Source organism: Rhizobium sp. KNZ14-9A, assembly GCF_056755015.1.
In genome coordinates this window covers 134574-157969 of the sequence record NZ_JBPGXB010000004.1, presented here as the reverse complement: position 1 = coordinate 157969, position 23396 = coordinate 134574, and the positions used below count along the sequence as shown (strand labels likewise).

Annotated in this window: 21 protein-coding genes and 1 pseudogene; 1 reads left to right on the top strand and 21 read right to left on the bottom strand. The window is 59.9% G+C overall.

The annotated features are described in order from the left end of the window. Position 1: 1 nt before the first annotated feature. From ACR9ZQ_RS31190 to ACR9ZQ_RS31140, 11 genes are all read right to left on the bottom strand, one after another. A complete protein-coding gene (locus tag ACR9ZQ_RS31190; RefSeq protein WP_481429564.1) occupies positions 2-1582 on the bottom strand; it encodes a putative PEP-binding protein in 1581 nt (526 codons plus the stop codon). Then, positions 1566-1910, bottom strand: a complete 345-nt coding sequence (locus tag ACR9ZQ_RS31185; RefSeq protein ID WP_310381492.1) for an HPr family phosphocarrier protein — start codon at positions 1908-1910, stop codon at positions 1566-1568. Before ACR9ZQ_RS31185 ends, ACR9ZQ_RS31190 begins: the two co-directional genes overlap by 17 nt. Continuing rightward, positions 1910-2308 carry a dihydroxyacetone kinase phosphoryl donor subunit DhaM gene (gene dhaM / locus ACR9ZQ_RS31180; protein WP_310381490.1) on the bottom strand — a complete coding sequence of 133 codons (399 nt, stop codon included), beginning with the start codon at positions 2306-2308 and terminating at the stop codon, positions 1910-1912. The genes ACR9ZQ_RS31185 and dhaM overlap by 1 nt, the downstream gene beginning before the upstream one ends. Next, a complete protein-coding gene (dhaL, locus tag ACR9ZQ_RS31175) occupies positions 2305-2895 on the bottom strand; it encodes a dihydroxyacetone kinase subunit DhaL (RefSeq protein ID WP_481430953.1) in 591 nt (196 codons plus the stop codon). Before dhaL ends, dhaM begins: the two co-directional genes overlap by 4 nt. A 48-nt stretch (positions 2896-2943) precedes the next feature. Then, positions 2944-4584: a dihydroxyacetone kinase subunit DhaK gene (locus ACR9ZQ_RS31170; RefSeq protein ID WP_481429563.1), complete on the bottom strand. Its 1641-nt coding sequence runs from the start codon at positions 4582-4584 to the stop codon at positions 2944-2946. Positions 4585-4635: 51 nt separating this feature from the next. Then, a complete protein-coding gene (locus tag ACR9ZQ_RS31165) occupies positions 4636-5640 on the bottom strand; it encodes an ABC transporter ATP-binding protein (RefSeq protein ID WP_481429562.1) in 1005 nt (334 codons plus the stop codon). Then, positions 5633-6730, bottom strand: a complete 1098-nt coding sequence (locus tag ACR9ZQ_RS31160) for an ABC transporter ATP-binding protein (protein ID WP_310381484.1) — start codon at positions 6728-6730, stop codon at positions 5633-5635. Before ACR9ZQ_RS31160 ends, ACR9ZQ_RS31165 begins: the two co-directional genes overlap by 8 nt. Before the next feature lie 3 nt (positions 6731-6733). After that, positions 6734-6946 carry a hypothetical protein gene (locus ACR9ZQ_RS31155; protein WP_007814759.1) on the bottom strand — a complete coding sequence of 71 codons (213 nt, stop codon included), beginning with the start codon at positions 6944-6946 and terminating at the stop codon, positions 6734-6736. After that, positions 6943-7896, bottom strand: coding sequence for a carbohydrate ABC transporter permease (locus ACR9ZQ_RS31150; RefSeq protein ID WP_113185064.1), 954 nt, complete (start codon positions 7894-7896; stop codon positions 6943-6945). The genes ACR9ZQ_RS31155 and ACR9ZQ_RS31150 overlap by 4 nt, the downstream gene beginning before the upstream one ends. Continuing rightward, complete coding sequence (locus tag ACR9ZQ_RS31145; protein ID WP_310381481.1) at positions 7893-8861, bottom strand: carbohydrate ABC transporter permease; 969 nt, start codon at positions 8859-8861, stop codon at positions 7893-7895. Before ACR9ZQ_RS31145 ends, ACR9ZQ_RS31150 begins: the two co-directional genes overlap by 4 nt. Before the next feature lie 101 nt (positions 8862-8962). After that, entirely contained in the window at positions 8963-10288 is a 1326-nt protein-coding gene (locus ACR9ZQ_RS31140; RefSeq protein ID WP_481429561.1) for an ABC transporter substrate-binding protein, read from the bottom strand. Positions 10289-10616: 328 nt separating this feature from the next. Between ACR9ZQ_RS31140 and mug the strand changes: the two genes are divergently transcribed. After that, complete coding sequence (gene mug, locus ACR9ZQ_RS31135) at positions 10617-11162, top strand: G/U mismatch-specific DNA glycosylase (protein WP_481430952.1); 546 nt, start codon at positions 10617-10619, stop codon at positions 11160-11162. Between the two features lie 157 nt (positions 11163-11319). On the opposite strand, the gene ACR9ZQ_RS31130 is transcribed toward mug, so the two are convergent. The 10 genes and pseudogenes from ACR9ZQ_RS31130 to ACR9ZQ_RS31085 all read right to left on the bottom strand — a co-directional run bounded on the left by ACR9ZQ_RS31130 (position 11320) and on the right by ACR9ZQ_RS31085 (position 23394). Further along, entirely contained in the window at positions 11320-12711 is a 1392-nt protein-coding gene (locus ACR9ZQ_RS31130; RefSeq protein ID WP_481429560.1) for an aldehyde dehydrogenase family protein, read from the bottom strand. 1 nt (position 12712) lies between these two features. Continuing rightward, positions 12713-14359 (bottom strand): acetolactate synthase large subunit, encoded by a 1647-nt coding sequence (locus tag ACR9ZQ_RS31125; protein ID WP_481429559.1) that lies wholly within the window; start codon positions 14357-14359, stop codon positions 12713-12715. A 302-nt stretch (positions 14360-14661) separates the two neighbouring features. Next, positions 14662-15492 carry an EamA family transporter gene (locus ACR9ZQ_RS31120; protein ID WP_481429558.1) on the bottom strand — a complete coding sequence of 277 codons (831 nt, stop codon included), beginning with the start codon at positions 15490-15492 and terminating at the stop codon, positions 14662-14664. Continuing rightward, positions 15489-16070, bottom strand: coding sequence for a TetR/AcrR family transcriptional regulator (locus ACR9ZQ_RS31115; protein WP_481429557.1), 582 nt, complete (start codon positions 16068-16070; stop codon positions 15489-15491). Before ACR9ZQ_RS31115 ends, ACR9ZQ_RS31120 begins: the two co-directional genes overlap by 4 nt. A gap of 656 nt (positions 16071-16726) precedes the next feature. After that, positions 16727-17668 (bottom strand): OmpA family protein, encoded by a 942-nt coding sequence (locus ACR9ZQ_RS31110; RefSeq protein WP_310381469.1) that lies wholly within the window; start codon positions 17666-17668, stop codon positions 16727-16729. After that, complete coding sequence (locus ACR9ZQ_RS31105; protein ID WP_481429556.1) at positions 17662-18816, bottom strand: BAR domain-containing protein; 1155 nt, start codon at positions 18814-18816, stop codon at positions 17662-17664. Before ACR9ZQ_RS31105 ends, ACR9ZQ_RS31110 begins: the two co-directional genes overlap by 7 nt. Then, positions 18816-19646, bottom strand: coding sequence for a hypothetical protein (locus ACR9ZQ_RS31100; protein ID WP_481429555.1), 831 nt, complete (start codon positions 19644-19646; stop codon positions 18816-18818). The genes ACR9ZQ_RS31105 and ACR9ZQ_RS31100 overlap by 1 nt, the downstream gene beginning before the upstream one ends. Further along, positions 19624-21072 carry a hypothetical protein gene (locus ACR9ZQ_RS31095; protein WP_481429554.1) on the bottom strand — a complete coding sequence of 483 codons (1449 nt, stop codon included), beginning with the start codon at positions 21070-21072 and terminating at the stop codon, positions 19624-19626. Before ACR9ZQ_RS31095 ends, ACR9ZQ_RS31100 begins: the two co-directional genes overlap by 23 nt. A gap of 373 nt (positions 21073-21445) precedes the next feature. Beyond that, positions 21446-21680, bottom strand: a pseudogene (locus ACR9ZQ_RS31090) (ATP-binding cassette domain-containing protein); the annotation flags it as partial. A 13-nt stretch (positions 21681-21693) separates the two neighbouring features. Beyond that, positions 21694-23394, bottom strand: coding sequence for a glycoside hydrolase family protein (locus ACR9ZQ_RS31085; protein ID WP_481429553.1), 1701 nt, complete (start codon positions 23392-23394; stop codon positions 21694-21696). Between the last annotated feature and the right edge of the window lie 2 nt (positions 23395-23396).

Here is a 23396-nt window from a genome sequence, read left to right as displayed (position 1 = left end):
CCTATTCTCCGGCTGCCTTTGTCCCATCTGCCTTCAGGCCGACGATTGCCGATCTTATCGCGGGAAGTTGGGCGGGTGCCACGGAAAAATGGCGTATGCCTGCGGCAAGCAGATCCGCGGTCAGGGATGGATCCCCGGCCATGTCGCCGCAGATGCTGACCGGTTTGCTTCCAGCGAGTTTTATGGCCTGGGTGAGTAGGCGCAGTACGGCCGGCACCGCCTTGGCCTGGTAAAGCGTAAAGTCGGCATTCTCGCGTGACGAGGCGACAAGATATTGCGCAAGGTCGTTCGTTCCGAACGAAAAGAAGTCAGCGCTTTCGAACTCGTCCAGCATGAGCGCGGCAGCCGGGACCTCTACCATCATTCCGATGGGAGGCATGCGATGCGGCACACGGCGTCGGGCGAGCGCGTCGGATTCTTCCCGATAGATCTGTCTGACATCATCGACGTCGGATGGAAACATCACCATCGGCAGCATAATGCGAAGACTGCCGAAGACTGCCGCGCGCAAAAGCGCGCGGGCTTGAACACGCGCGATCTCCGGCCGGGCAAGCAGAAGACGGATACCGCGTAGCGAGGGTACTTCGGCAAGTCCAGCGAGTGGCTTGTCGCCTCCTATATCCAGCATGCGAATTGTCGTTGACCGGCCATCTGCCCAATCCAGCAGCCGGCGGTAGATTGCAAACTGCTTTTCTTCGTTTGCGGCATCTCCAAGCGATGTCAGTGCAAATTCCGAGCGCATCAACCCGATGCCGGCGGTTGTCGCAACATCGATCGCATCGACTTCGTCGGGAGCGTTGACGTTGACGGCCAGCAGGACCTGCGAGCCGTCGGCGGTGTACAAAGTGCCGTTGTCGGCCGTCGATGCCATGCTTGTCAGGCGATGGCCGAGCGGAGCCGGCGTCGCCCCCTGCTTGGCTATCTGAAGCATGATGATACCTGAATCGCCATCAACCCCAATATGTTGTCCCTTTTCCGTCGCGAAGCGACCGGCGCCGATGACCATCGGGACCGAGCGAGACCTGGCAAGCAGCGCCACATGGCCGACTGCGCTGCCCGCATAAAGAGCGATACCCCCACCGGCCGACCAGTCATGTGCCAAGAAGCGACTGGGCTCCATGTCTTTTCCAACATAGATGGAGCCGGCCGGAAAGTCGTCGATCGGCGCCCCGGTCAGGATCGACAGGACGCGATTCTTGACGTCGAGAATATCGACGGCACGCGCCTGCACTTGGTCTTCCTCCGCGCATTCCAGTTCCCGGATATAGCCATCGAGTGTCCCGGCCCAGGCAAACGCCATATTTTCGCCCGCGTCGATCCGCGCGCCGGCCGTCTCCATCAGCGTCGGGTCCTCGAGCACTTCGATCTGAAACTCGATGATTTCTCCGCTCTCAGGGTCTGTCCCGGCCGCAATGTTGCGTAATTCGTGTATGGCCTTCTTGATGGCATCGCCGAGTTCGACATGGCCGGAAAGGCTCGATGGCGGCAACGCAGCAGCGGCCATCGGCCTCGCGACATAGGCCGGCCCGGTTGCAACGCCCGGCGATGCACCTATGGCTTTCAGACTAGGCGGTGCGGCCATGCTTCTTTTCCTCATCGAAGTTACGCTCGACGAGGCCTTTCAATGCGCGAATCGCTTCCTCGGCGAGGATCCCCTCGGCGCGAATCTTGAGCAATGATCCCTTACGGATCCTGGCACCCATGATCTTGATGATGCTCTTGCCATTCAGCCAGACATCGCTGCCGTTGATCGCGACTTCGATCGAGCAGGGAAACGACTTTGCAAGCCGCGTGAATGTAACCGAGGGCCGCGCATGCAGTCCAACGCCATGCTTGACCTCCACCTCCGTCTGGCAGTTGGCATGCATCTGTTCGCCCTCACGGCCTCCCATGCGCAATCCGCCGCTCATCAGGGTGATAGCTCCTCTGCCGTCGCAATCACCTTGCCCAGCGATGCGCCGCCGGAGGCCTCGGCCGCCGCGATAACAGCTCCCTCCACGACGGGTGCATTACAGATCGATACCAGCTTCGACCGCGGCAGGCCGAGCATTTCGACCGCCATTTCACTGTTGGTTTCAGCTCCACCAAGATCAACGAAGACGGCAACGCCTGCGTCCGACCAAGCCTCCTCGATGGCTTTGAGAATACCGCGGGCATCCGTCCCGAGTTCGCCGTGACTATTACCGCCCGACCAGGCAAGCGGCACACTGTCGCCGACCATCTGCCGCACCATGTCGGCAGTACCACGCGCAACCAAAGGCGAGTGGGAAACAATCACAATCCCAACGTTGGGCCTCTTCCCATTCATACAGGTCGGTACTCCTCGAGGTAGCGGCAGATCGCAGTTGTCAGCAGTGCACAACTTGAAGCGCCCGGATCGACATGACCGATCGACCGGTCTCCGAGATAGGAGGCACGCCCGCGCATGGCTCTCATCGCTGCCGTCAGCTGGGCAGAAAGTTCGGCCTGGCGCGCGATGTCCGTCAGAGGCAATCGATGTGCGAGCGCGTCCTGAACGGGATAGAGAACATCAAGAAGCGTCTTGTCCCCAGCATGTGAGCGGCCACGACGCGCGACCGCATTGATCGCCTGTTTCAGCGCCGAAGGAAAATCCTTCTCCTCGTCCGGGGCACGGAGCTCGCGGCCCATCTCCATGAGCAACGTCCCGTAAAGCGGGCCTGCCGCTCCGCCGATGTTCATCACCAGCGTCAGGCCAATTTTCTCAAGCGCGTCAGGCAAGGGAAGGGCAGAAACGAAGGCGTCCTCGGCGCTCACCGCTTCGCAGCCGCGGCGCATATTCGTTCCATGATCGCCATCACCAATGGCGCGATCAAGCGCACACAGGTGCTCGCTGTTTGCCGCGATCGTCGCACGGCAAGCTTCGATCAATCCCATGAGAAGAACCGGTTCAGCCAGCACCCGAAACCCTCCCGCCTGCAGAACTCATACGAGCGCTGCCATTACCTCGAATACGCCTGCCACGGCCACGGCACCCGGATCGGGCACACCTTCCAGATCCCTTTCGCCAACGTAGGAGGCACGACCGGCCTTGGCCTGTCGCATCGCTCTTGTCGACTGAGCACCTGCCGTCGCCGCTTTTGCCGCGGCTGCAACACCCTCCGATGAAAGGGCCGCAAGCGCGGGAGCCAGTGCGTCGACCATAGTGCGGTCGCCCACAACGGCGCCTCCATAGAACGTCATCCGATCAAGCCCGGCAAGCAGGGCAGCGGCGATATCCTCCTTTTCGGCCATGGACTTGGATGCGGCCGTGAAGAAGATCGAGAGAAGAACGCCGCTGGAGCCGCCCATGCTAGTGCTCAGGATTTCGCCGATGGAGGCCATCGTCGCGGCAGGATCTTTCAAGGGAAGTGTGTCGATGCGGGCAAGAATGCTGCGGGCTCCGGTCGCAACGGTGGAGCCGGTATCGCCATCACCAACCCGGCCATCCAGGCGGTTGAGCTCGCTTTCGAGCGAGATCAGGTGCTCGCAAAGTGCGGTCAGGAGACGACGATTATCCCGATCTTCGCTGGCGGGCGCCGCTTCGCTCTGCGCCGACGCACGTTGTGGCGCGGGAAGGATAGCGATCTCGTGTCGTTCGGTCGCGGGCGGCCAGGCATGGGGTTCGACGGCGGCCCTCAGGGCGGCTTCACGGTCGGCGTCCAGTCGAATGAGCGACAGGGAAAAGCCGTTCATGTTGAGAGCGGTCATCATCGGTGCCGGCCCAATGATCAACCGAACACGGTTGGCGATCGGCGACGACAGCACAGTGTTGGCGATGACGCCCATTTCGAGCGGCGGCACAGCGCCGAGATTGTTGATCAGCAGCGCATGATCTCCCGCACCATCGAGCTTCGCCGCCAGTCGCCCGGTCATCGTCGCGACCAGATCGGCAATCGGCTGCAGGGAAATACGCTCGACCCCGGGCTCGCCGTGAATACCGAGGCCGAGTTCGCCTTCGTTGGCGCCCAGTCGATCCTCATGCGTTTGGCCCGGCACGCTGCAGGTTGAAAGCGACATGCCGAGCGAAACGATGCTGCCCGCTGCGGCGGTCGCGAGGCCCGCCACCGTCTTGAGCCCGGCGCCGGCTTCGGCATGGTAGCCGGCGATCTTGTGTACGAACAGCGTGCCGGCAACGCCCCGGGGCTGGCTGATGCCGGGGATCGCGATATCGTCGGCAACGATGACCATCTCGACGTCGAAACCCTCGGCACGGGCCTTTTCGGCGGCGAGACCAAAATTGAGGCGATCGCCGGTATAGTTCTTGACGACCAGCAGGACGCCCTTGGGGCCGGTTACGGCGCGGATCGCCGTCAGCACCGCATCGACGCTCGGCGAGGCGAAGATTTCGCCGGATACGGCTGCGGTAAGCATGCCCTTGCCGACGAAGCCTGCATGCGAAGGCTCATGCCCCGCCCCGCCGCCCGAGATAATGGCGACCTTCGACTTGTCCCAATCGGCACGCAGTATCACCTTGATTTCCGGGAACGTGTCGATACGGGCGAGACGACCGGCACTGCTTGTCTGGAGCAGGCCGTCCAGGGCTTCGGTGACAATGGTTTCCCGGCGATTGAAGAAATGTTTCATGGAGACAGACCCGTCTTTTATGCCAGTGAGTTTGTTTCTTTCAGTTGCTTATCAAAGACGCTGACCGCTGGCGTCGAAATAGAGTGGATCGCGCAGCGTCAGGCTTATTCGATCACCCGGCCGGATCGCGCGATATGGATCGGCAAGCGTGACCAGCTTGTGGTCGCGCACCTTGATGTGAAGGTGGTTCTGGTCCCCCAGATGTTCGATCCAATCGATCTTCGCATCGGCGTTCTGATCGACGATGATATCAAGATGCTCGGTTCGCGCGCCGATCGTCTTCGTTCCCGGCGGCGGATTGGCACCGGGAAGAAGATCGGCCGGCAACAGGTTGATATGTGGCTGGCCAAGGCGCGCGGCGACATGAAGGCTGGCCGGATTGCCATAGATTTCGCGCGGCGTTCCGACCTGCAACAGTCGTCCTTCCGAGACAATGCCGATCCGATCCGCCATGGTCATCGCCTCGACCTGGTCGTGGGTTACATAGAGTAGAGTCGAGCCGAGTTCTTTCTGGATGCGCTTCAGTTCCAGGCGCAGTTCTGCGCGCAGTTTCGCATCGAGCGACGAGAGCGGTTCGTCCATCAGATAAATGGCGGGTCGGCGCACGAGCGCCCTGCCGATCGCAACGCGCTGCATTTCGCCGCCCGACAGACGCGTTGAACGGTTCTCCAGCTTGTGGTCGATCCTGACCATGCGCGCAATTTCGCGGACACGGCGGTCGATTTCTTCGCTTGCAAGTCGGTGCGCCGGGGCCCGCAGCGGAAAGGCAAGGTTGTCGTAGACCGTCATATGCGGATACAGCGAGTATTGTTGAAAGACGAAGGCGACATCCCGTTCAGCGGGAGCTTCGCCTGCAACATTGCGGCCGCCGATTTCGATACGCCCAGCGTCGGGGTGCTCCAGTCCCGCAATAAGACGCAACGTGGTCGTCTTGCCGGCACCCGTCGGCCCGAGCAGAACGACGAATTCACCGTCTCGGATCGACAGGTTGAGATCGGCCAGAGCCTGAGTGTCACCGAAACGCTTATTGAGCCCCTTGAGAACGACGTCAGCCATGCTGAGCCTCCGAGTAGAGTGCCGAGGCAACAGCGCGGCCCGACTTGCAGTCGAACAGCGCGAGCTTTCCCGGATTGAGTTCAAGGCCAACAGTCTCGCCGATACGGAAATCGCGGTTTGCCGGAACGCGTGCCTTGATCACGCCGCTCGATGTCTCGATTGCCACGACCTGATTGGTTCCGAGATATTCGCTGCCATAGACGGCTCCGCGCAAGGGTGACGCGTCGCTGAGGCGGATATGTTCGGGCCTCACGCCGAGCGCAAGCTCCGCCTCGGCCATATCCTGGTGCACCTCGGGAATGCTGACGTCGACGCCGTTAAGCGATATCGACCGCGCTCCCGCCTTGAGGCCCGACGTGAAGCGCATGAAATTCATCGGCGGCGAGCCGATGAAATCCGCGACATACATGGTGGCTGGCTTGCTGTAGATTTCCTGCGGTGTGCCGAATTGCTCGATGACGCCATGGTTCATGACCGCGATCTTGTCGGCCATCGCCATCGCCTCATGCTGATCATGCGTCACGTAAACCGTCGTCGCGTGGATGCGGTTATGCAGTTCGCGCAGCTCATGGACCATCACCTCGCGAAATTCGGCATCCAGCGTGCCAAGCGGTTCATCCATCAGGAAACACTTCGGACGGCGCACGATCGCGCGGCCGAGAGCCACGCGCTGGCGGTCGCCGCCCGCAAGTCCGGAGACGGACCGGTTCAAGATATGATCGATCTGCAGCAGCCGCGCGGTCTCCTCGACGCGCTGGCGGATCTGCGCCTTCGGCATACCTTGCGACAGGAGTGGAAAGCCGATGTTCTTGCGCACATTCATATGGGGATAGAGTGCAAAAAGCTGGAAGACGAAGGCAATGTCGCGGGCGCTGGCGCGGTTGAAGGTGACATCCTCCCCATCAAGATAGATCTTGCCGCTGGTCGGCAATTCCAGGCCGGCGATCATGCGAAGCGTCGTCGTCTTGCCGCAGCCAGAGGGGCCGAGCAGCGCCAGGAACTCGCCGTCATGAATGACGAAGCTCGAATCCTGCACCGCCACGAAGCCGCCGAACTGCTTGCGGAGATTTTCTATCCTGATGTCCGCCATGGCTCACTCCGGAAACTTCGAGACGATGATGAACATGGCGGTGCCTGCGAGCAGCGTCACCAACGAATAGGTATAGAGCACGAGAAGGAACGGCTGGAAGAGCATGAGGAAACCGATGGCGATCAAGGCGGTCGCGATGTTCTCCATGGGGCCTCGGCGCAAAAAGAACGGGCGCTTCGGACGGGATGGGCGTGGGGTCTCGATGAGATGGGTCATTTGCGAACCGCTCCGAAAGTGATGCCGCGCAAGAGCTGCTTGCGCAGCAGAATGGTGAAGACGAGGATCGGGATCAGGAAGATCGTTGTTCCCGCAGCAACCGCAGGCCAGTCCTGGCCGCCTTCGCCGATGATGGTCGGGATGAATGGCGGTGCCGTCTGGGCTTCACCCGAGGTCAGCAATGCGACAAAGGCATATTCGTTCCAGGCAAAGATCAGGCAGAAGATCGCAGTGGCGGCGATGCCTGTGGTGGCCTGCGGCAGGACGACCTTCCAGAATGCCTGCAGCCGGGTGTAGCCGTCGATCATCGCAGCCTCTTCATATTCGCGCGGGATCTCGTCGATGAAGCCTTTAAGCAGCCAGACGGCGAGCGAGACGTTGACTGCCGTGTAGAGCAGGATCATGCCCAGCGCCGTGTCGGAGAGGCCAAGCTCGCGGTACATCAGATAGATCGGTATGGCGACCGCGATGGGCGGCATCATGCGCGTCGACAGGATGAAGAACAGAAGGTCGTCGGCGAGTGGTATCCTGAAGCGGGAGAAACCGTAGGCGGCCAAGGTTCCCAACGACACGGCCAGAAATGTCGAGCCGAAGGCAATCACCAGAGAATTGGCAAAACGCGGCAGGAAATTCGAGGGACCCGCAATGACCATGTTTCGCTTGCGGGTCACCTCATCACAGGTGCCGGTCGGTGCAGGCAGGGAGGCGATGTATTCCGGCGTCTGACGCGTTCTCGTCGTCAGCAGATTGCAGTAGCCTTCCAAGGTCGGCGTGAAGACGATCTTCGGAGGATAGCTGATGGAATCCGGCGGAGATTTGATACTGGTCAGGAAAATCCAGACAAGCGGGATCATCGTGATCAGGGCGTAGAGGATCACGATAGCACCGGCGATCCTCTTGCTGGTCGGGCTCGGCTCGACGACCGAATGGGCTGAGGTAACCGAGCTCATCGCTGCTTCACCTTGTTGAGTGCCTTGACGTAGATGTTTGCGAGACCGAACACGGCAACGAAGAGGACGATGGCAAAGGCCGACGCCCGTCCGGTTGCCCAGCTCTCGAAGGCGGCACGCTTCAAGGTGATGGAGGCAACCTCGGTGGTCGAGCCCGGGCCACCCCCTGTCAGCAGTGTCACCATGTCGAACATCTTGAAATTCTCGATGCCGCGAAACAGCACCGCAAGCATGATGAAGGGCAGCGCCATCGGCACGGTGATCGACCAGAATTGCCGCCAGGCGGAGGCGCGGTCCACCTCGGCCGCCTCATAGATATAGTCGGGGATGGAACGCAGGCCTGCCAGGCAGATCAGCATGACGTAAGGCGTCCACATCCAGGTGTCGACGATAATGATCGCCCACGGCGCAAGCGAAACGCTGCCGAGCATCTGGATGTCGGCTGTCGGGATGCCGGTGACCAGGGAAACGGCATAGGCGAAGAGACCGATCTGCGGCTCATAGAGGAAGCGCCAGAAGTTGCCGACGACGGCTGGAGACAGCATCATCGGGATCAGGATCAGCGTCGTCCAGAAGGCGTGGCCGCGAAACTTGCGGTCGATCAGATAGGCGAGCGTAAAACCGATGACGGTCTGCAGCAGGATCGTCCAGAAGACAAAGTGCGCCGTCGTCTGCATCGCCTGCCAGATGTCGGGGTCGTTGAGCACCCGCTCGTAATTGCCCAATCCAACGTTCAGGACCGGCGCATTCGGACGGTTGGCGCGATAATTCGTGAACGACAGATAGATCGCCCAGATCAGTGGAAAGATGTTGATGGCGAGAAGCAGGAGAATGGTGGGCGCGATAAATACCCAGGCGATCGCTCGATCGGATAGTCCGCGGACGCGGCGGGCAAGCGATGTCGGCGTCGCCCTTGCAGTTGCGTCTGCAGCCTTCTCGACCATAGAGGAAGAAGAAATGTTCAAGGTGTCACCTGGTCTTTGCGTATATGAGACACTTGGCGGCCCGGCAGTCTTGGCGAGCCGGGCCGCCATTCTGACAAGAAGGTTGTGCGTCCAGCCGGACACTAGATCTTGCCATCGTCCTTGAAGACTTCGGTCCAGTCCTTCACCAAGCCATCGAGCGCCTCTTGCGCGGTACCGTTGCCGGCCACGACATAGTTATGAACGCGCTTCTGCATGTCCTGGAGGAGTGTCGCGTAGCTCGGCTCGGCCCAGAAATCCTTCACGATCGCCATGGAGTCCAGGAAAGCCTGGGCATAGGGCTGGCTGGAAGCAAAGTCAGGAGCATTCACTACCGATTTCAGGCAGGAATAGCCGCCGAGCTGCCACCATTTCGCCTGCACCTCGGGCTGGGCGAACCACTTGATATACTGGAGAGCAGCGTCCTTCTTGTCGGAATAGGAAACGACCGATATGCCCTGTCCGCCAAGCTGAGCGAAGTGCTTCTTTTCAGCCGGATTGGGGAAGAAACCGATCTTGTCGCCGCCCACCTTCTCGTCCTTGTAGAGGCCAGGCCAAGTGAAGGCGAAATTCATCTGCATCGCGACCTGGCCGGATTTGAAGGCATCAGCCGACTCGACCATGTAGACGTTGGAGCTGCCGGGCGGAGTGCAGCAATCATAGAGCGACTTGTAGAATTCCAGCCCCTTCACCGCATCGGGAGAATTGACGAAGCCTTTCATTTCATAGGGCTTTTCAGGGTTGTCGTACTGGAAACCCCAGTCATACAGCACGTTGGTCACGCCCATCGTGATGCCTTCGGAACCGCGCTCGGTGTAGATCGAAGCGCCGTAGACCGTCTTCCCGTCGATCTCACGCTTCTGGAAAAACTCGGCGATCTGCTTCAGCTCGTCATAGGTCTTGGGCGCGGTAAGATCGCGGCCATATTTTTCCTTGAATTCCTTCTGCAGTTCCGGCCGCTCGAACCAATCCTTGCGATAGGTCCAGCCGACCACGTCGCCCATGGCAGGCAGCGCCCAGTAGTTCGGCGTATTCTTCGGCCATTCCGAGTAACCAACCACCGTCGCCGGCACGAAGTCATCCATCTTGATGCCTTCCTTGTCGAAGAAATCGTTGAGTTTGACGTAGTGGCCGTTTTCAGCCGAGCCGCCGATCCACTGGCTGTCGCCGATGATCAGGTCGCAGAGCTTTCCGTGAGAGTTCAGTTCGTTGAGAAAGCGGTCGGCATAGCTGGTCCACGGCACGAACTCGAACTTCATTTCGGTGCCGGTTTTGGCGGTGAAATCTTTCGAGAGTTCGACAAGCGCGTTGGCCGGGTCCCAGGCCGCCCAGCAGAGTGTCAGTTGATCAGCTTTTGCGAGATTGGGCAGCGCCGACGACATGATGAATGCCGATGCCAGCCCGAGAAGGGCTTTCGATTTCTTTTGCATACGTTCCTCCCAGAACCAAAGCCGGCTCCCCGCCGACATGCAAGTCCACCAATTTCAGAGAATGCCTACATGAACTCCTCAACCCTCATGTTTAGCAATATGTTTAGTGATAGACGTTTTTATAAACATTGCAAGTAACAATCGTCATGGTCCTGTCACCGACCCCGTAACGATGCAGATTGCCGGCATGTCGAACAGTGCAAGATCCTGACGTGCCACGCCGACGGGCTGAAGCGTGATTGCCACGGGGTCAGAACGACGCTATGGGCGGGGGAACGCGCCGGGTATGATCGATCAATTGAAGGGAGATCGGCTGGTGTCTGCGCAGATGGATCGCGACGGGGATGTGAAACAAACGCCAGCCGGGCTTTCGGACGTGCTCGGCTTGGGCCTGTCCGTCGTTTTCTGTGGCCTGAACCCTGCACTGTCAGCAGTCCGGGACGGCCATAATTTCTCGTCTCCCAGCAACCGCTTCTGGAGGGTGCTACACCTTTCTGGCTTTACATCGCGCCTCTTGCGCGCCGACGAAGAGCAGGAACTGCTCCAGTATGGATGCGGCATCACGGCCGCCGTCTCGCGAGCCACGAAGAGCGCCAGCGAATTGCGGCTGGACGACTATAAAAAGGCAGCACCTCTGCTCGAAGCGAAGATAACCAAGTTCGCGCCGGCTAACCTCGCCTTTCTCGGCAAGGCTGCCTTCGCAGCGATTACCGCACGGGCGGACTGCGATTGGGGAAGGCAGAGCGAGCTATTCGCCGGCGCCAACACCTGGATTCTGCCGAACCCCAGCGGGCTTAACAGAGCTTTTACCCTCGATCGACTGACGGCGCATTACCGTGACTTGAGAGACGAAATCCAGCCACGCGCCGGCTGAGTTCCATCTGCGAGCCTACAAGCGAACATGCAGATCGCAGATGCCGCCGGCCTCATCGACAATGTCAACCGAAGCAATTTCGGCATAGCGATCCGAAGGAGAAAGGGAGAGCGCTGCCCCGGTGCTGGGCGCTCCCCTCGGCGCAAGAGGCAAGCGCCTAGCTTACCCCATTGAGAACGACCATCTTGTCATCGGCCATCTCCTGCATCGTCCAAGGGATACCGCCGACGCCATAACCGGACTGGCGGCGACCTGCAAACGGCATCCAGTCCGTCCTAAACGCAGTGTGGTCGTTGATGAGAACGGTGGCTGCATCCAGACGCTTCGCCGCCCGGAGTGCAACGGCAATATCAGAGGAAAATACGCTCGACTGAAACGCATAAGGCAGCGAGTTGGCACTCTGAATTGCATCGTCGAGGTTTCGGTAACCGTAGACGCAGGTCAGCGGGCCGAAGACTTCGAGTTGCGACACCTTTGCGTCCACCGGCGGATTGAGCAGCACCGACGGCAGCAGCGTCGTTTCCGACAGACGCCCGCCTCCAAGCTGTTTTGTTCCCGCATCAACTGCTTCCCGGATCCAGTTCGCTACCCGATCCGTTTCGCGTGGCAGGATCAGTGGCCCCACCTCGGTTTGCTTGAGGGTTGGATCGCCGACCCGGAGGGCCTCGACCGCAGCAGCAAGGTTCTGGGTGAACGGCTCCAGGATATCTTCGTGCACGAATATCCGCTGGACCGACACACAGACCTGGCCTGCATGATAGTAGCCTCCTTTGACGATGGGACTGACGACTGCGGCCACATCTGCACTTCGATCAACGATAACCGGTGCAGCACCCCCATGTTCAAGCGCGCATCTCGTGCCTGGCGGCAGCTTGCTCTTGAGATACCAGCCGACTTTCGCAGATCCGATGAAGCTTAAAAACGCGACGCGGGGATCGGTCGCGAAGGATTCAGCAAGCGCGTTGTCATCGGTGACGAAGGTCTGGCACCAGCGTTCGTCCAGGCCGGCATCCCAAAGCAGCTTCACGATTTCGAGGCACGAGATGGGTGTTGTTGCCGCAGGCTTTACGATGACGGGGCATCCGACGGCGATGGCCGGCGCAATTTGATGTACGATGAGGTTGAGGGGATGATTGAATGCCGAGATTGCCGCGACGACACCGATCGGCTCTTTCGTTGTAAACGCCAGGCGATTCAGGCTCGCGGCAGTCAACCCCATCGGGATTTCCTTGCCGCCGAAGTTGCGGATTTCATCGGCGGCGTTGATCAGCCCGTCGATCGCTCGTGTGACTTCGACGATGGCGTCCGCCAGAGGCTTGCCGCCTTCCCGCGCGATCGTCATCGCGAAACGATCCCTGTTGTCGTGCAGCAGTTCCGACGCCTTTCTCAGGATCGCCATGCGCTGATACGCAGGCAACCACCCATCGCGATCGGCAAAGGCTTTCGCGGCAATATCCAGTTTGCGATCAAGCGCGGCGGCGTCATCGGTCGGTAACTCGGTGATGATCGCTCGATCAAACGCCTGATAAACCGTTAAGCTATGCGACATCTCATGCCTCCAGAATAGCCGGGAGCCGTTCGCGCAGCTCTTTCACCAGCACACGTTCATTTTCCGAATAGTCGACGGGGACGTTGACCAGATGCACGCCCCCATCTTTGAACGCATCCTCGAGAACCTGCTTGAGCTGACCGATATCATCGACCCTCGTTCCTTTGGCGCCGTAGGATTGCGCATATTTGACGAAGTCCGGATTGCCGAATGTCATTCCGAAGTCCGGAAATTCGTCGACGGCCTGCTTCCAACGGATCATTCCGTAGGCATCGTCTTCAATCACGAGAACAACAAGGTTCAGTTTCAGCCGAACGGCGGTCTCCAGCTCCTGCGAATTCATCATGAACCCGCCGTCGCCGCAGATCGCCATGACCCGCCGTTGCGGGTAAAGCATCGACGCGACCATCGCGGACGGAAGGCCAGCCCCCATCGTCGCGAGCGCGTTGTCGAGAAGCAGAGTGTTCGCCATTTTGGTGCGATAATTGCGAGCGAACCATATCTTGTACATGCCGTTGTCGAGAGCGAGAATGCCATCGTGGGGCATGACCTCTCGGATGTCGTGGACCAGCCTCTGGGGCGTAAACCGTTCCTCGGTCGCCCGGTCCGCGATACGATTGAGAATTCGCTCTCGCAGGTGAAGAAGCGCCTGCGCGTTTGGTAGCTTGCCTTCCAGGCGATCGGCGAGCGCTTTGAGTGACGGCCCGATGTCGCCGATGACCTCGGTCTGAGGAAAATAGACCTGCTCGACCGTCGCCGGCTGGTATCCGACATGAACGACCTTGGGACCGCCCTTGCCCATGATGAACGGAGGCTTTTCGATCGTGTCATGGCCGATCGTGACGATCAGGTCCGCCTGCTCAATGGCCTCGTGGACGTAGTCTCGCTCCGAGAGGGCCGCTGTGCCCATATAGAGCTCGGTTCCCCCTGGAACCGTCCCCTTCCCCATCTGGGTTGTGAAATAAGGGATGCGTGTTCGAATAACGAACTGGGCGATGTCCGACGTGGATCGAGGACGCGAGGCTGCCGCTCCGAACATGAGCAATGGACGCTTGGCCGATGCAATCAGCGCAGCCGCACGATCGAGCGCAGCGTCGCTTGCGGTCGGCAGTTCGAGCTGATGCGGCGCCACCAGCGCGATGTCGTCACACTCTTCTGCTGCGATGTCTTCAGGCAGTTCGAGATGAACTGGGCCAGGCCGTTCCTCCTGCGCGATCCTGAACGCCTCCCTCACCAGGGTCGGGATCATCTGCGGCGAAACGATCTGACGCGTGAGCTTAGTCAGCGGCTTCATCGATGCGACGACGTCAACGATCTGGAAGCGGGCCTGGCGCGATGAGAGAATACCCTTCTGGCCGGTGATCATCACCATCGGCATTGCGCCGAGAAGAGCATAGGCCGCTCCAGTCGACAGGTTCAGTGCTCCTGGCCCAAGCGTCGTCAGGCATACGCCAGGCTTTCCCGTCAGCCGTCCGTAGGTCGCTGCCATGAACGCAGCTGCCTGTTCGTGTCGCGTGAGCACGAGCTCGATTGACGATTTGCGGATGGATTCGACGACATCGAGGTTTTCTTCGCCTGGAATGCCGAAGATACGCTCCACGCCTTCGTTCTCAAGCGCCGTAATGAGGAGATCAGAGCCTTTGGTCATGGAAGGTGCCTGTGTGCTTTGACGCCGCGGTCAAGGGCGACCCGATGAGAAACGTCAGACGCTGAACATAGGTCGATTTGCGGTCCGAACCAATCGCACCTTAGTGCAGATTTTGCATGCGAGATATGCTCGCAGAACCTCCCTCGAATTTGGAGCAGCCAGTCGATCAAAATCATTGACGGCGCGCACATTGCCTGCGTGCTGCCCCTCCCATTGCCTCGCGCAGTTTATGTTCAGGAAAAAGATTCGCGAAGAATGCCGGCCAGGCGCCGGGGAGAGGCTTGGGATTTTCGCGGCAGGGTTCAACTCCCGAGCAGGATCGCGCCTGCCGTAACAATAATGCAGGCGAGAATGCGCCGAGCGGTCAAGATTTCGCCAAGGAACAGCCAGCCGATCAAAACGGCGAACACAACGCTTGTTTCCCGTAGCGCCGTGATTGGGCCGGCCGGTCCGAGTGAGAAGGCGGCAACAACCACACCGTAGGCAATCATTGCGACCAAGCCACCCCCGAGGGCCTTCCATGTGTCCGACGCTCGAAAATCGACCCGAAACCGCCGACGCATACCAATGAACGCAACAGGCAGGAACGTGCCATAGAGGACGAGCACCCAGGCAGTATAGGCGCCGCTCTGGCCGGCCCGTCGTACGCCAATGGAGTCGACCGTTGCATAGGCGGCGATGATCGCTCCTGTCGCAAGAGCGAACAGGATGGACGAAGTGGAGGATCTGCCCTTGCCAAGGGATAGGCTCATGATCCCGAGGGCAATGAGAATAACACCTGCAATCTGGAAAGGGTCCAGGCGGTCGCCTGCGACGACGAACCCGCCGAGCGTCACAAGAAGCGGTACCGTTCCACGAACGATCGGATAGACCTGCCCCAGTTCCCCATAACGATAGGCCGCGACGAGGAACACGCTATAGCCGACCTGAAGGACGGCAGAGAGAAAGATATAGGACCATGCCGCCGGCGGCGGCAGCGGATAAATGAACAGGAACGGAAGCGCGACAACCGTGCTCGCAAAGCTCATCACGGTGACGGTCCAGAGCCGATCGCCGCCGCTGCGCAGGAAGGCGTTCCATGTGGCGTGAAGGACTGCGGCGAAAAGCGCCAGTCCGATGACGGCGGCGCTCATTGCCGCGCCCTCGTCGCCAGCAGATCGGCTGCGGCCTTCCGGGCATTGTCGATCGCCTCTTTCCCCTGGCCCATCTGAGCGAGCATCGTTGCCCCCTCGATCAGCATGAACAGGGTCATGGCGGTATGCGGTGCTCGCCCTTCCGGCATTGACTGCGCCAGGATGTCCCGAATGCGGTCCTGAAGATCACGCTTCTGGCGCATGACAGCCTCGAATACCGCGTGATCCCGCTCGCCGAACTCCGCGAGCGCATGCTGAAACAGGCATCCGTGAAAATCCGGACTATCGAACCAGCGTTCATGCCAATCGAAAACCGCCATGATCTTCTCATCTGACGTCATTGCGGTTTCCGAAAGCCGGTCGAGCTGGCGTTTGAACCGATCCGTCCGCCAGTTCAGGACCTCGACAATCAGGCCGTCCTTGCTGGGAAAATGCCGATACATGGTCATCTTGGCGACCTCGGCCTCGGCAATGATCCGGTCTATGCCGGTGGCGTGGAAGCCGTCGCGCTTGAACAGGGTATAGGCAGTTTCAATAATGTGCTGACGTTTCTCGATGGCAATGGCGCGGGGTGGCATAGCTAGATCCCAAATGAGACAGACCTGTCTCACTCATATGTTAATTAACAGCTTTGGTCAATGAGCGTCGGAATCTCGGGATGGCAGCAGCGCCTTCAGCATCGGCAGCAGATGCGTCGACGGTACCCAAGCCTTCGTGGAGCGTGAGCGCAGTGTCGCTGCACTAAGCGCCAGACAGCTTTCATGCTAGATTGGCGTTCCGGAAATCCACTACGTCGAGCAAAACAGCCATGGCCGCAGCAAACAAATCGTCCCAAGCGGGAGCGCCACAGAAACGTCGCCACAAATTCCATCCCAAACGAGACCCGAAGCCACAGGTACTCGCCCAGGCCAATCGCACAGTTTTACGGATGGTTTTCGTGGTGGTAGTTGCTTTTCTCGTCGTCATCGCCGTTCAGGCGCTGTGGTAGAGCGAATGACGCTGGCCCGGAGCGGCCATGGTCAACGGAAATTTCCTGGTCTCGGAGCCTCCCGTTGGTGCAGGAGAGCACGTTCTAAGCCGCTAACGATATAAAGGTGGCGCTATATCCTGAATGGCACGTTCAGCGATTAGACCCGCCCGTCCCGCGATGCTATCGGACAGGCTAGCAACAGGCTTCCATTGCGAGGCACTTTGGTCACTCACCATACGTGCAAGCTGCTAGCTACGCTCCCGGTCAGGGCTGCAGGGACTCGGCCCGACGCCTGATCCTGATCTCGATGCGGCGACGTTCCTTGACGTCTCCCGCCTGCCCGCTGGTGAGCGTATCACCCGGAATAACCAGCTGGGCAGCTGACATCGGCAACACGGTCACGTCCTTCAGCTTCGGATTTTCCTTCAGAATATTCGCAACCGCGATCGCGCGCGCGAGTCCAAGCCCGGCATTATCGGCAGGCTGGAGGGCGTCGACAGGTAACTGGCCGTCGATGACGCCGATCGAAGCGTCGTCGAGATTGGATGTGCTTCTGGCGACGCGCTGCTCGTCCGTGTGCCCGATCACCTCGACCACGTCGACCTGGTAACGCTCGAGGTTGTCGGCAATCTGGTCCGCGATCGAGGTCTCAAGCTTGTCCTCGAATTCCCGCGTCAACGCGGCGCTGCCTGACGTGAAGTAATATCCGCCGGCTTCGGAGAGGCTAATGATAGGCGGCCATTCATGGGGTTTGATGTCCCCGTGCAGCAGTTGCTCGAGCTGGTCCGGAGCTTTGTCGAGTTGGATGTTGTTCGCTGCCAGTACCTTTGCGACCGCGGCCAGCTTGGCCAGATCAGCGGGGCTGGCGTCGTTCATTTTCAACCTGTCGATGATCTGCCGGGCAGAGACCAGCTCGCGCCATTCGCTCTCGAATTTCGCGCGATCGGTCGCCGACATGTTCGAGCCGAGTTTCGACTGCACCTCTACGAGCTGGGCGGACAGTTCCTTGTTCTGCTGTTCCAGCTGCGCGAGGCGCTGCTCGGCGTCCATCCGCTGTTTCCGCTCGGCCGTGATCATGGCGGCGGCAACCAGCAACAAGCAGAACACCAGCAGAAGCATGGATTCCGCCATCGTCAGCCCGAGGATGAGCCCGCGGTTGTATCCCTTATGCTCCAGCTTGGGGCTTCCGCTTGCCTGGGTCACCATCTGAACAACCGCCGTTTCGGCTCGTCTAGTGTCGGCCTGGTCTCCGTCTTCTCACCATCCAGGACAACCGGTTCGGCATCCACCGTCGCACTCTCGCTCGCCCCGACCACCTCGACAACGTCTGCCGTTTTCGAAGGGATGGACGGTTGCGGATTTTCCTTGTCACGCTCAAGCGCTTCCGCGATGCGATCCAGCTTATTGTCGATGCTGGTTAAGGGCCTCAATGCTTCATCTACCTTAGCGGACTGCGAGCGTGTTTCCGCGATCCCCTCCTCCATCCGCCGGAGATGGGCATCGGTCATATCCTTGATCGCGTCGATCGTCGGGGTCAGCTCGAACCGGATGACATCCTCGGGCGGCCTGATTTCTCCAAGACGGGTACCGACGCCCTCCACGGCGACACCGAACTTGTCGATGATCGTCGAGAGCTTATCCGTCGTCTCACTCAGTTTCCGTGTCGCTTCCGCTGCTTGATCTGTCACCGACCTGTTGTGGTCCTCGATGATCGATGAAAGCTTGGTCGCGGCCTCCTGGATCGGCATGATGGCCTCCCTGGAGATCGCCTCGATCACCTTGCGGATTTCCTCGCCGTTCTTTTCCGCCTGGCGACCGATCTCCTCAAAGCCCTCCGCCAGCATCTGATTGCTGACCCTGCGGTAGTTCGAGAACTCGCGAGCGGACGTGTCGAGCTCGGTTCGGACCCGTCGCGTCATCTCCGCGAGCTCGTGGCGGGCGCTGCGTTCGATGTCGATCGGATCGCGGCGCATCTGGTTGAAGAGGATGCGTAGCGTCACGCCCCCGATTGTCGATGTCACCGCGATACCGAAGTTCCGGACGATCGTCTCGATCGAAGTCTCCCCGGCGAACAGGTAGAGGGATACACCAAGGCTCGAAAGCGTAAACAGGAACCCCATGTAATAGAGGTTGTCGCCCGCCTGCTCATTGTGCAGCCGGAAGCCAGCCAGCGCTATCGACACCAGGAAGTAGATCGCCATTAGCACCAAGGGCACTGCCGTCACGACAAATGTCGACCAGGCGGCGAGCTTCGCCGACCAGATGAAGATCATTCCCCCGATCGTCACCGCTGCGAACAGCACGATAGGAGCCCAGTCCCGAAACGCGGTTCTTCCCGTGTCGTTTGATGCCATCACTCCAGTCCCTCCAGACGGGTGAAACCAGCGAACTCGCCGTTATTCTTCTCTACCCAGGATTTCCAGAACGCAGCCAGCTCCTCCATCTTGAACTTCTGGCCCGGCCGCTGGAACGCTAGGACTTTGACCTGCACCCCATCCAATGACGTCCGGAATTTCTCCCGTGCAGGACTGCTTTCGAATTTGGCGATCGAAACGCCGTCGCGATAGCTGGAAAACGCCGGGGTATGTTCGACCATATCCGAGGCAACATACAAGGTCTTAGGGATGCCTGCAGGCAAGGGTTGGAAGGCTTCGAGGTTTATGCGTTGGATGCCCGCCATGATCGGCGAGAATTCACCCGAAGCGCCAGACCCGAGTTTGCCCGCGATTTCATCCAGGGGCTTCTGGAAACCCTTCTCCCAGCGTTGCTGCACCAGCTTCGGATTGCTGGTCCACTCGTTGGCCAGATCGCCGCTGCCCGGATTGCAGCCGTGGAAGGTTCTTTCAAGCTCACCTTCCTTCTCGGTCAGCGCGTAGACGTCGATCGCTCCGTTGACCGGAACGCCGGAAACCAAGCGCTGGAACTGGTTCTTGAGGTCAAGCGATGTCGTGCCCGAAATCGGGTCAGTGACATCGAGCAGGATGGCCGTCTCGCTGGTCGGACCCGTCGTCGGGCAGAGAGATGCTTTATCGAGCGAAACACTGGACATCGCCTGGTACTTGAGCCAACCAAAGGCTCCGATCATGGCAAGCGCGACTGCCGAAAGTGCAATCGTCGCCACCACAGCGCCCGTCGAAAAGCCGCCTTTTCTGGAACGACTGCTACGCCGCCTGTTCCGCGCCAACGCCTGCCTCCGGGAATAGATTGTCCAGTCTGTGGTACTGCTCGACGGCCATCTCGAACGCGGAACCGATCTTTCTGATCTGATCGCTGAGTTCTGCTTGGGCGACCTGGATGCGTTCGGACAGAACGCGATCGTCCCATTCTTCGCTCGTTTTCAGGACGGGCGTTATTCGCTCCAGCTTGTACGCGCTCGTAAAATATTGAGGCTCCGGCTCTGTTCTCGCAGCCCGGTTCGCCTCGCGGTAGGCCGTGAGAACAGCATTTGCCGTGCGCTCAAGATGGCTCTGATACTCCGCGAAAAGCCCTGTGGTCCGCGTACGATGAGCGATGATGGCAGCAAACTCCTGGCGGCGCGAGCTCAAATCCCTCACGATCTCTTCGATCTTGTCGTTGTGGTCATCGCGGATTTCACGAAGGTTATCGATCAGGTCCAGCTTTCCAGAAATGTAATTTTGCCGCGCCTCGTCGAGTCGACGCTGGACGCCGGCAAAACCCGGATACGGATCGGTTAGCATGCAGCCGTCGATAAATGCCAGGATCGAGAAGAAAATCCCGATGGCAAAGAGCATCCATGAGTTCAACTCGGTCAAACCGAGCGGGTTCTCCTGAATTCGTCGAATGACCTCGGTCCCCGCCCCTTCCAGAATGGTGGCCGACACCTCGCGATAGTGGGCAAGAGCAAGGTTCACGGCCAGCGCAACGACGATATAGGCGGTAAGGCCGAGCAATCCGCCGAGCTTCATGAGCCATGACCGGTGGACGAGATTTCGAACGCAGAAGAAGGCGAACAACAGCGCAGCGCCGATATTGAGCACCGCGAAGACTACCGCTTCGGTGATGCCCCCGATGATGCCCTGCTCGCTGCCCTTGGCCAGGAAGTTGCCATTCATCACGATCTCGATGAGCACCAGGACGACGAGCAACGCGATCTTGACGCTTGTTGCTCCGGCGCTCGGTACCTTCGCCGCCCGATCCAGCCGATGCTGCCTCTTGAAAGACGTCATCTCGTCTTCGGCGATCTTGAGATCGCGGCGCAAGCCATGGAGTTCGTCGACGCCGCTGGCGATCTCGGCCTTGAAATCGGAAAGACTGGCCGCGTTCGCCTGCCGGATGAGCCCGAATTGCCCCTCGAAATCGAGGTTGCGAAGCCGTCCGTCGAACGTCTGGGACTGATCCTCCAGCACCTGATAGGCTGACGCCTTCTCCTGTTCGATGCGTCCGACGATGCGCTGCTCGACCTCGTCCAGCGACTGTGCCGACGGTGCCGGACGATTAGCCCTTCCGTTTTCGGTACCCTTCTCCCGGACTTCCAGCGTCTGGACCAGTTTATCCGTATCGAGTGACGGGAAGATCTCCGTGGATGCACGGAAGTCGTGACTAGATTCGCGAACACTGGTCCAGAGCTTGTTTAGTGCTTCAAACGGCAATGCGTCCTCATCGGAAACATGGTTGCGGAAATCCTAACTTGCAATGCGTAGCTCAGAGGTTGTGATCGGTCCAGCACCGGCGTCAACGGTCGGAGTTTAATCGCTCACCACGGTTAATCTGTGTCGGAAAGAAAGCCCCTATCCTGGGCGGCGGATCAAATGGTTCCGGATCACCGATCCGGACTACCTGAAGCTGCGGATGCGGACATCAATCTACCAAAAAAGTCCAACTCTCTGATCGACTTGAGCGTGCAATGGCGAGAATGTCATCTTCGCGGGTATTCCATCGGAAGTTGATATGGCGCGAAAACGCCGGCACAAGACGACATCGAAATCGAGTCCGGCGGTTATCGTCGCGGTGTTGATCTTCGGCGGCGATATCGCGCTCTTTCGGAGCGACGTCGTTGACGACGCGGCCGTCGATGCGGATTTCACCGCCGCTGATATCCTCTAGTCCCCGCCAGCATGCGCAGAAGGGTGGACTTGCCGCAGCCGGACGGCCCGACGAGCGTGACAAACTTACCGTCCTCGATATCCGCGGAAACCCTGTGGATAACGGAGGCCGCACCGTATTGCTTCAGAACCCGGTCGATTGCTACCGATGCCATTGTCTGTCCTCCCTCACAGTTTCAATTGCCAGACGCCGGCTTCTGCGACGGCGCCGGTGAGTGTTGCCGAACGTGCGGCGGCAAAGCCCGGAATGCGTTTGGACCCCGTCCAGCGGCCGTTGTCAGCGAAGACCTCGATGGAGCCGGCATCGAGGAAGATACGCAGGCTCGACGGTTTCGCGCCGGTGGCGACGTAACGTGGCGGCGTCTTACCGGTGCGAGCGTCGAAGACAATCGCCAGACCATCGGCATCGAGTTTCACGCCTAGATCGACATCCGGATGATCGAAGGTGAGATCGAAGGCGGCGCCCGGCTCTGTGAGATCAAGTACGATCTCGACAGCGCCGCTGCCGAGCGGCACGGTCTTGCCGGCGGCAAGCCCGGTGTCGTCCAGCAACTGATGGCGCAGGCTTTTGACGGCTGCGACCGGCGGGGTCAGCACGATGTCGCCGTCGAGAAGCACGCGGCGCGGCAGGGTCATGGTCGTCGGGAAATCGTCCTTCCTGGAAAAATCCGTCCAGTTGGCCAGCCAGGCGATGCCGACCGGCTCATCGCTATCAACGAAGGCCTGGAAGGCATAGGCATCCGAACCGAAATCCAACTCCTGCTCGATCTCCGCCGTGAAGGTGCGGCCATCGAAACTGCCGACGATGACGGAAGTGAGGTTGCGGCGGCCGGTGGCCGGGTCACGGCTGGTAAGCAGACCGAAGATCAGCGCCCAGCGGGTTTCTGCGTTTTTGCCGGAAAGCCGTACCATGCAGGGGCATTCCGCCGCCGTCATGCCGAAACCGTCCTCGCGATGGATGATGCCGAGGAAGGTCCAGCCATCGGCACCTTGCGCGTCTGCGGTTTCATAGAGCAGTACGACGCCGCCCTTGCTGTCGCGGCTGCCGAGCAGCATCTTCCAGCGGCCGTCCGGGCCTTTGAAGACATAGGGGTCGCGGAAATCGGTGGTGAGGTTCAAGCCTTCCGGGCGCAGCGGCATCACGGTTTCCGACGGGCCGGCGACGATGCCGTCGCGGCTGACGGCGGAAAGCTGGATTTGCTCTTCCGGTTGCCGGTCACGCACATGCTCGGTGTAGAAAACGCGGATTTCCTCGCCTTCTGGGCCGGCGCCGGGGATCGCGGAGCCGGAGAAGGCGCCGCCGCGGCCATCGTCCTTTTCCGATAGATGCGCCGCCGGGAAGAGGAACATGGGCAGATGCGTCCAGCGGACGAAATCCTTCGAGACCGCATGGCCCCAGTGCATAGTGTTCCAACGCGGCTCATGAGGATAATGCTGGTAGAAGAGGTGAACGTTTCCGCCGAACCGTCCAAAACCGTTCGGATCGTTCATCCAGCCGAAGGGCGGGCGGAAGTGGTAGCTGCCGGGCACGTCGGGGGCGGCGGTGCGGGCATCGCTGTACAGGACGCGGATACCCTCCTTCATCACGGCTTCCGGCCGGAAGGCGTAAGCGACGGAGAGCGCTGTGGTTGTCGCATCATAGGACAGCGTGGCACGACCGCCCTTCGCGAGCGTCACAGCGAAGAACTCAAATTCCCCCGTGCGACGGGTCGTGGGCTCGCCGATGTCGTTGCCATCAACGGCGACGAAGAGCTTCGCCTCGCCGCCGGCATGGCGCGCCTTCAGCCAGAGATGCAGCACCGTGCCTTCGGGGAGCTCCGCTTCGATGGTTTCAGGTGCTGACGTTTCGGACTTTGCCTGCAGAGACATGA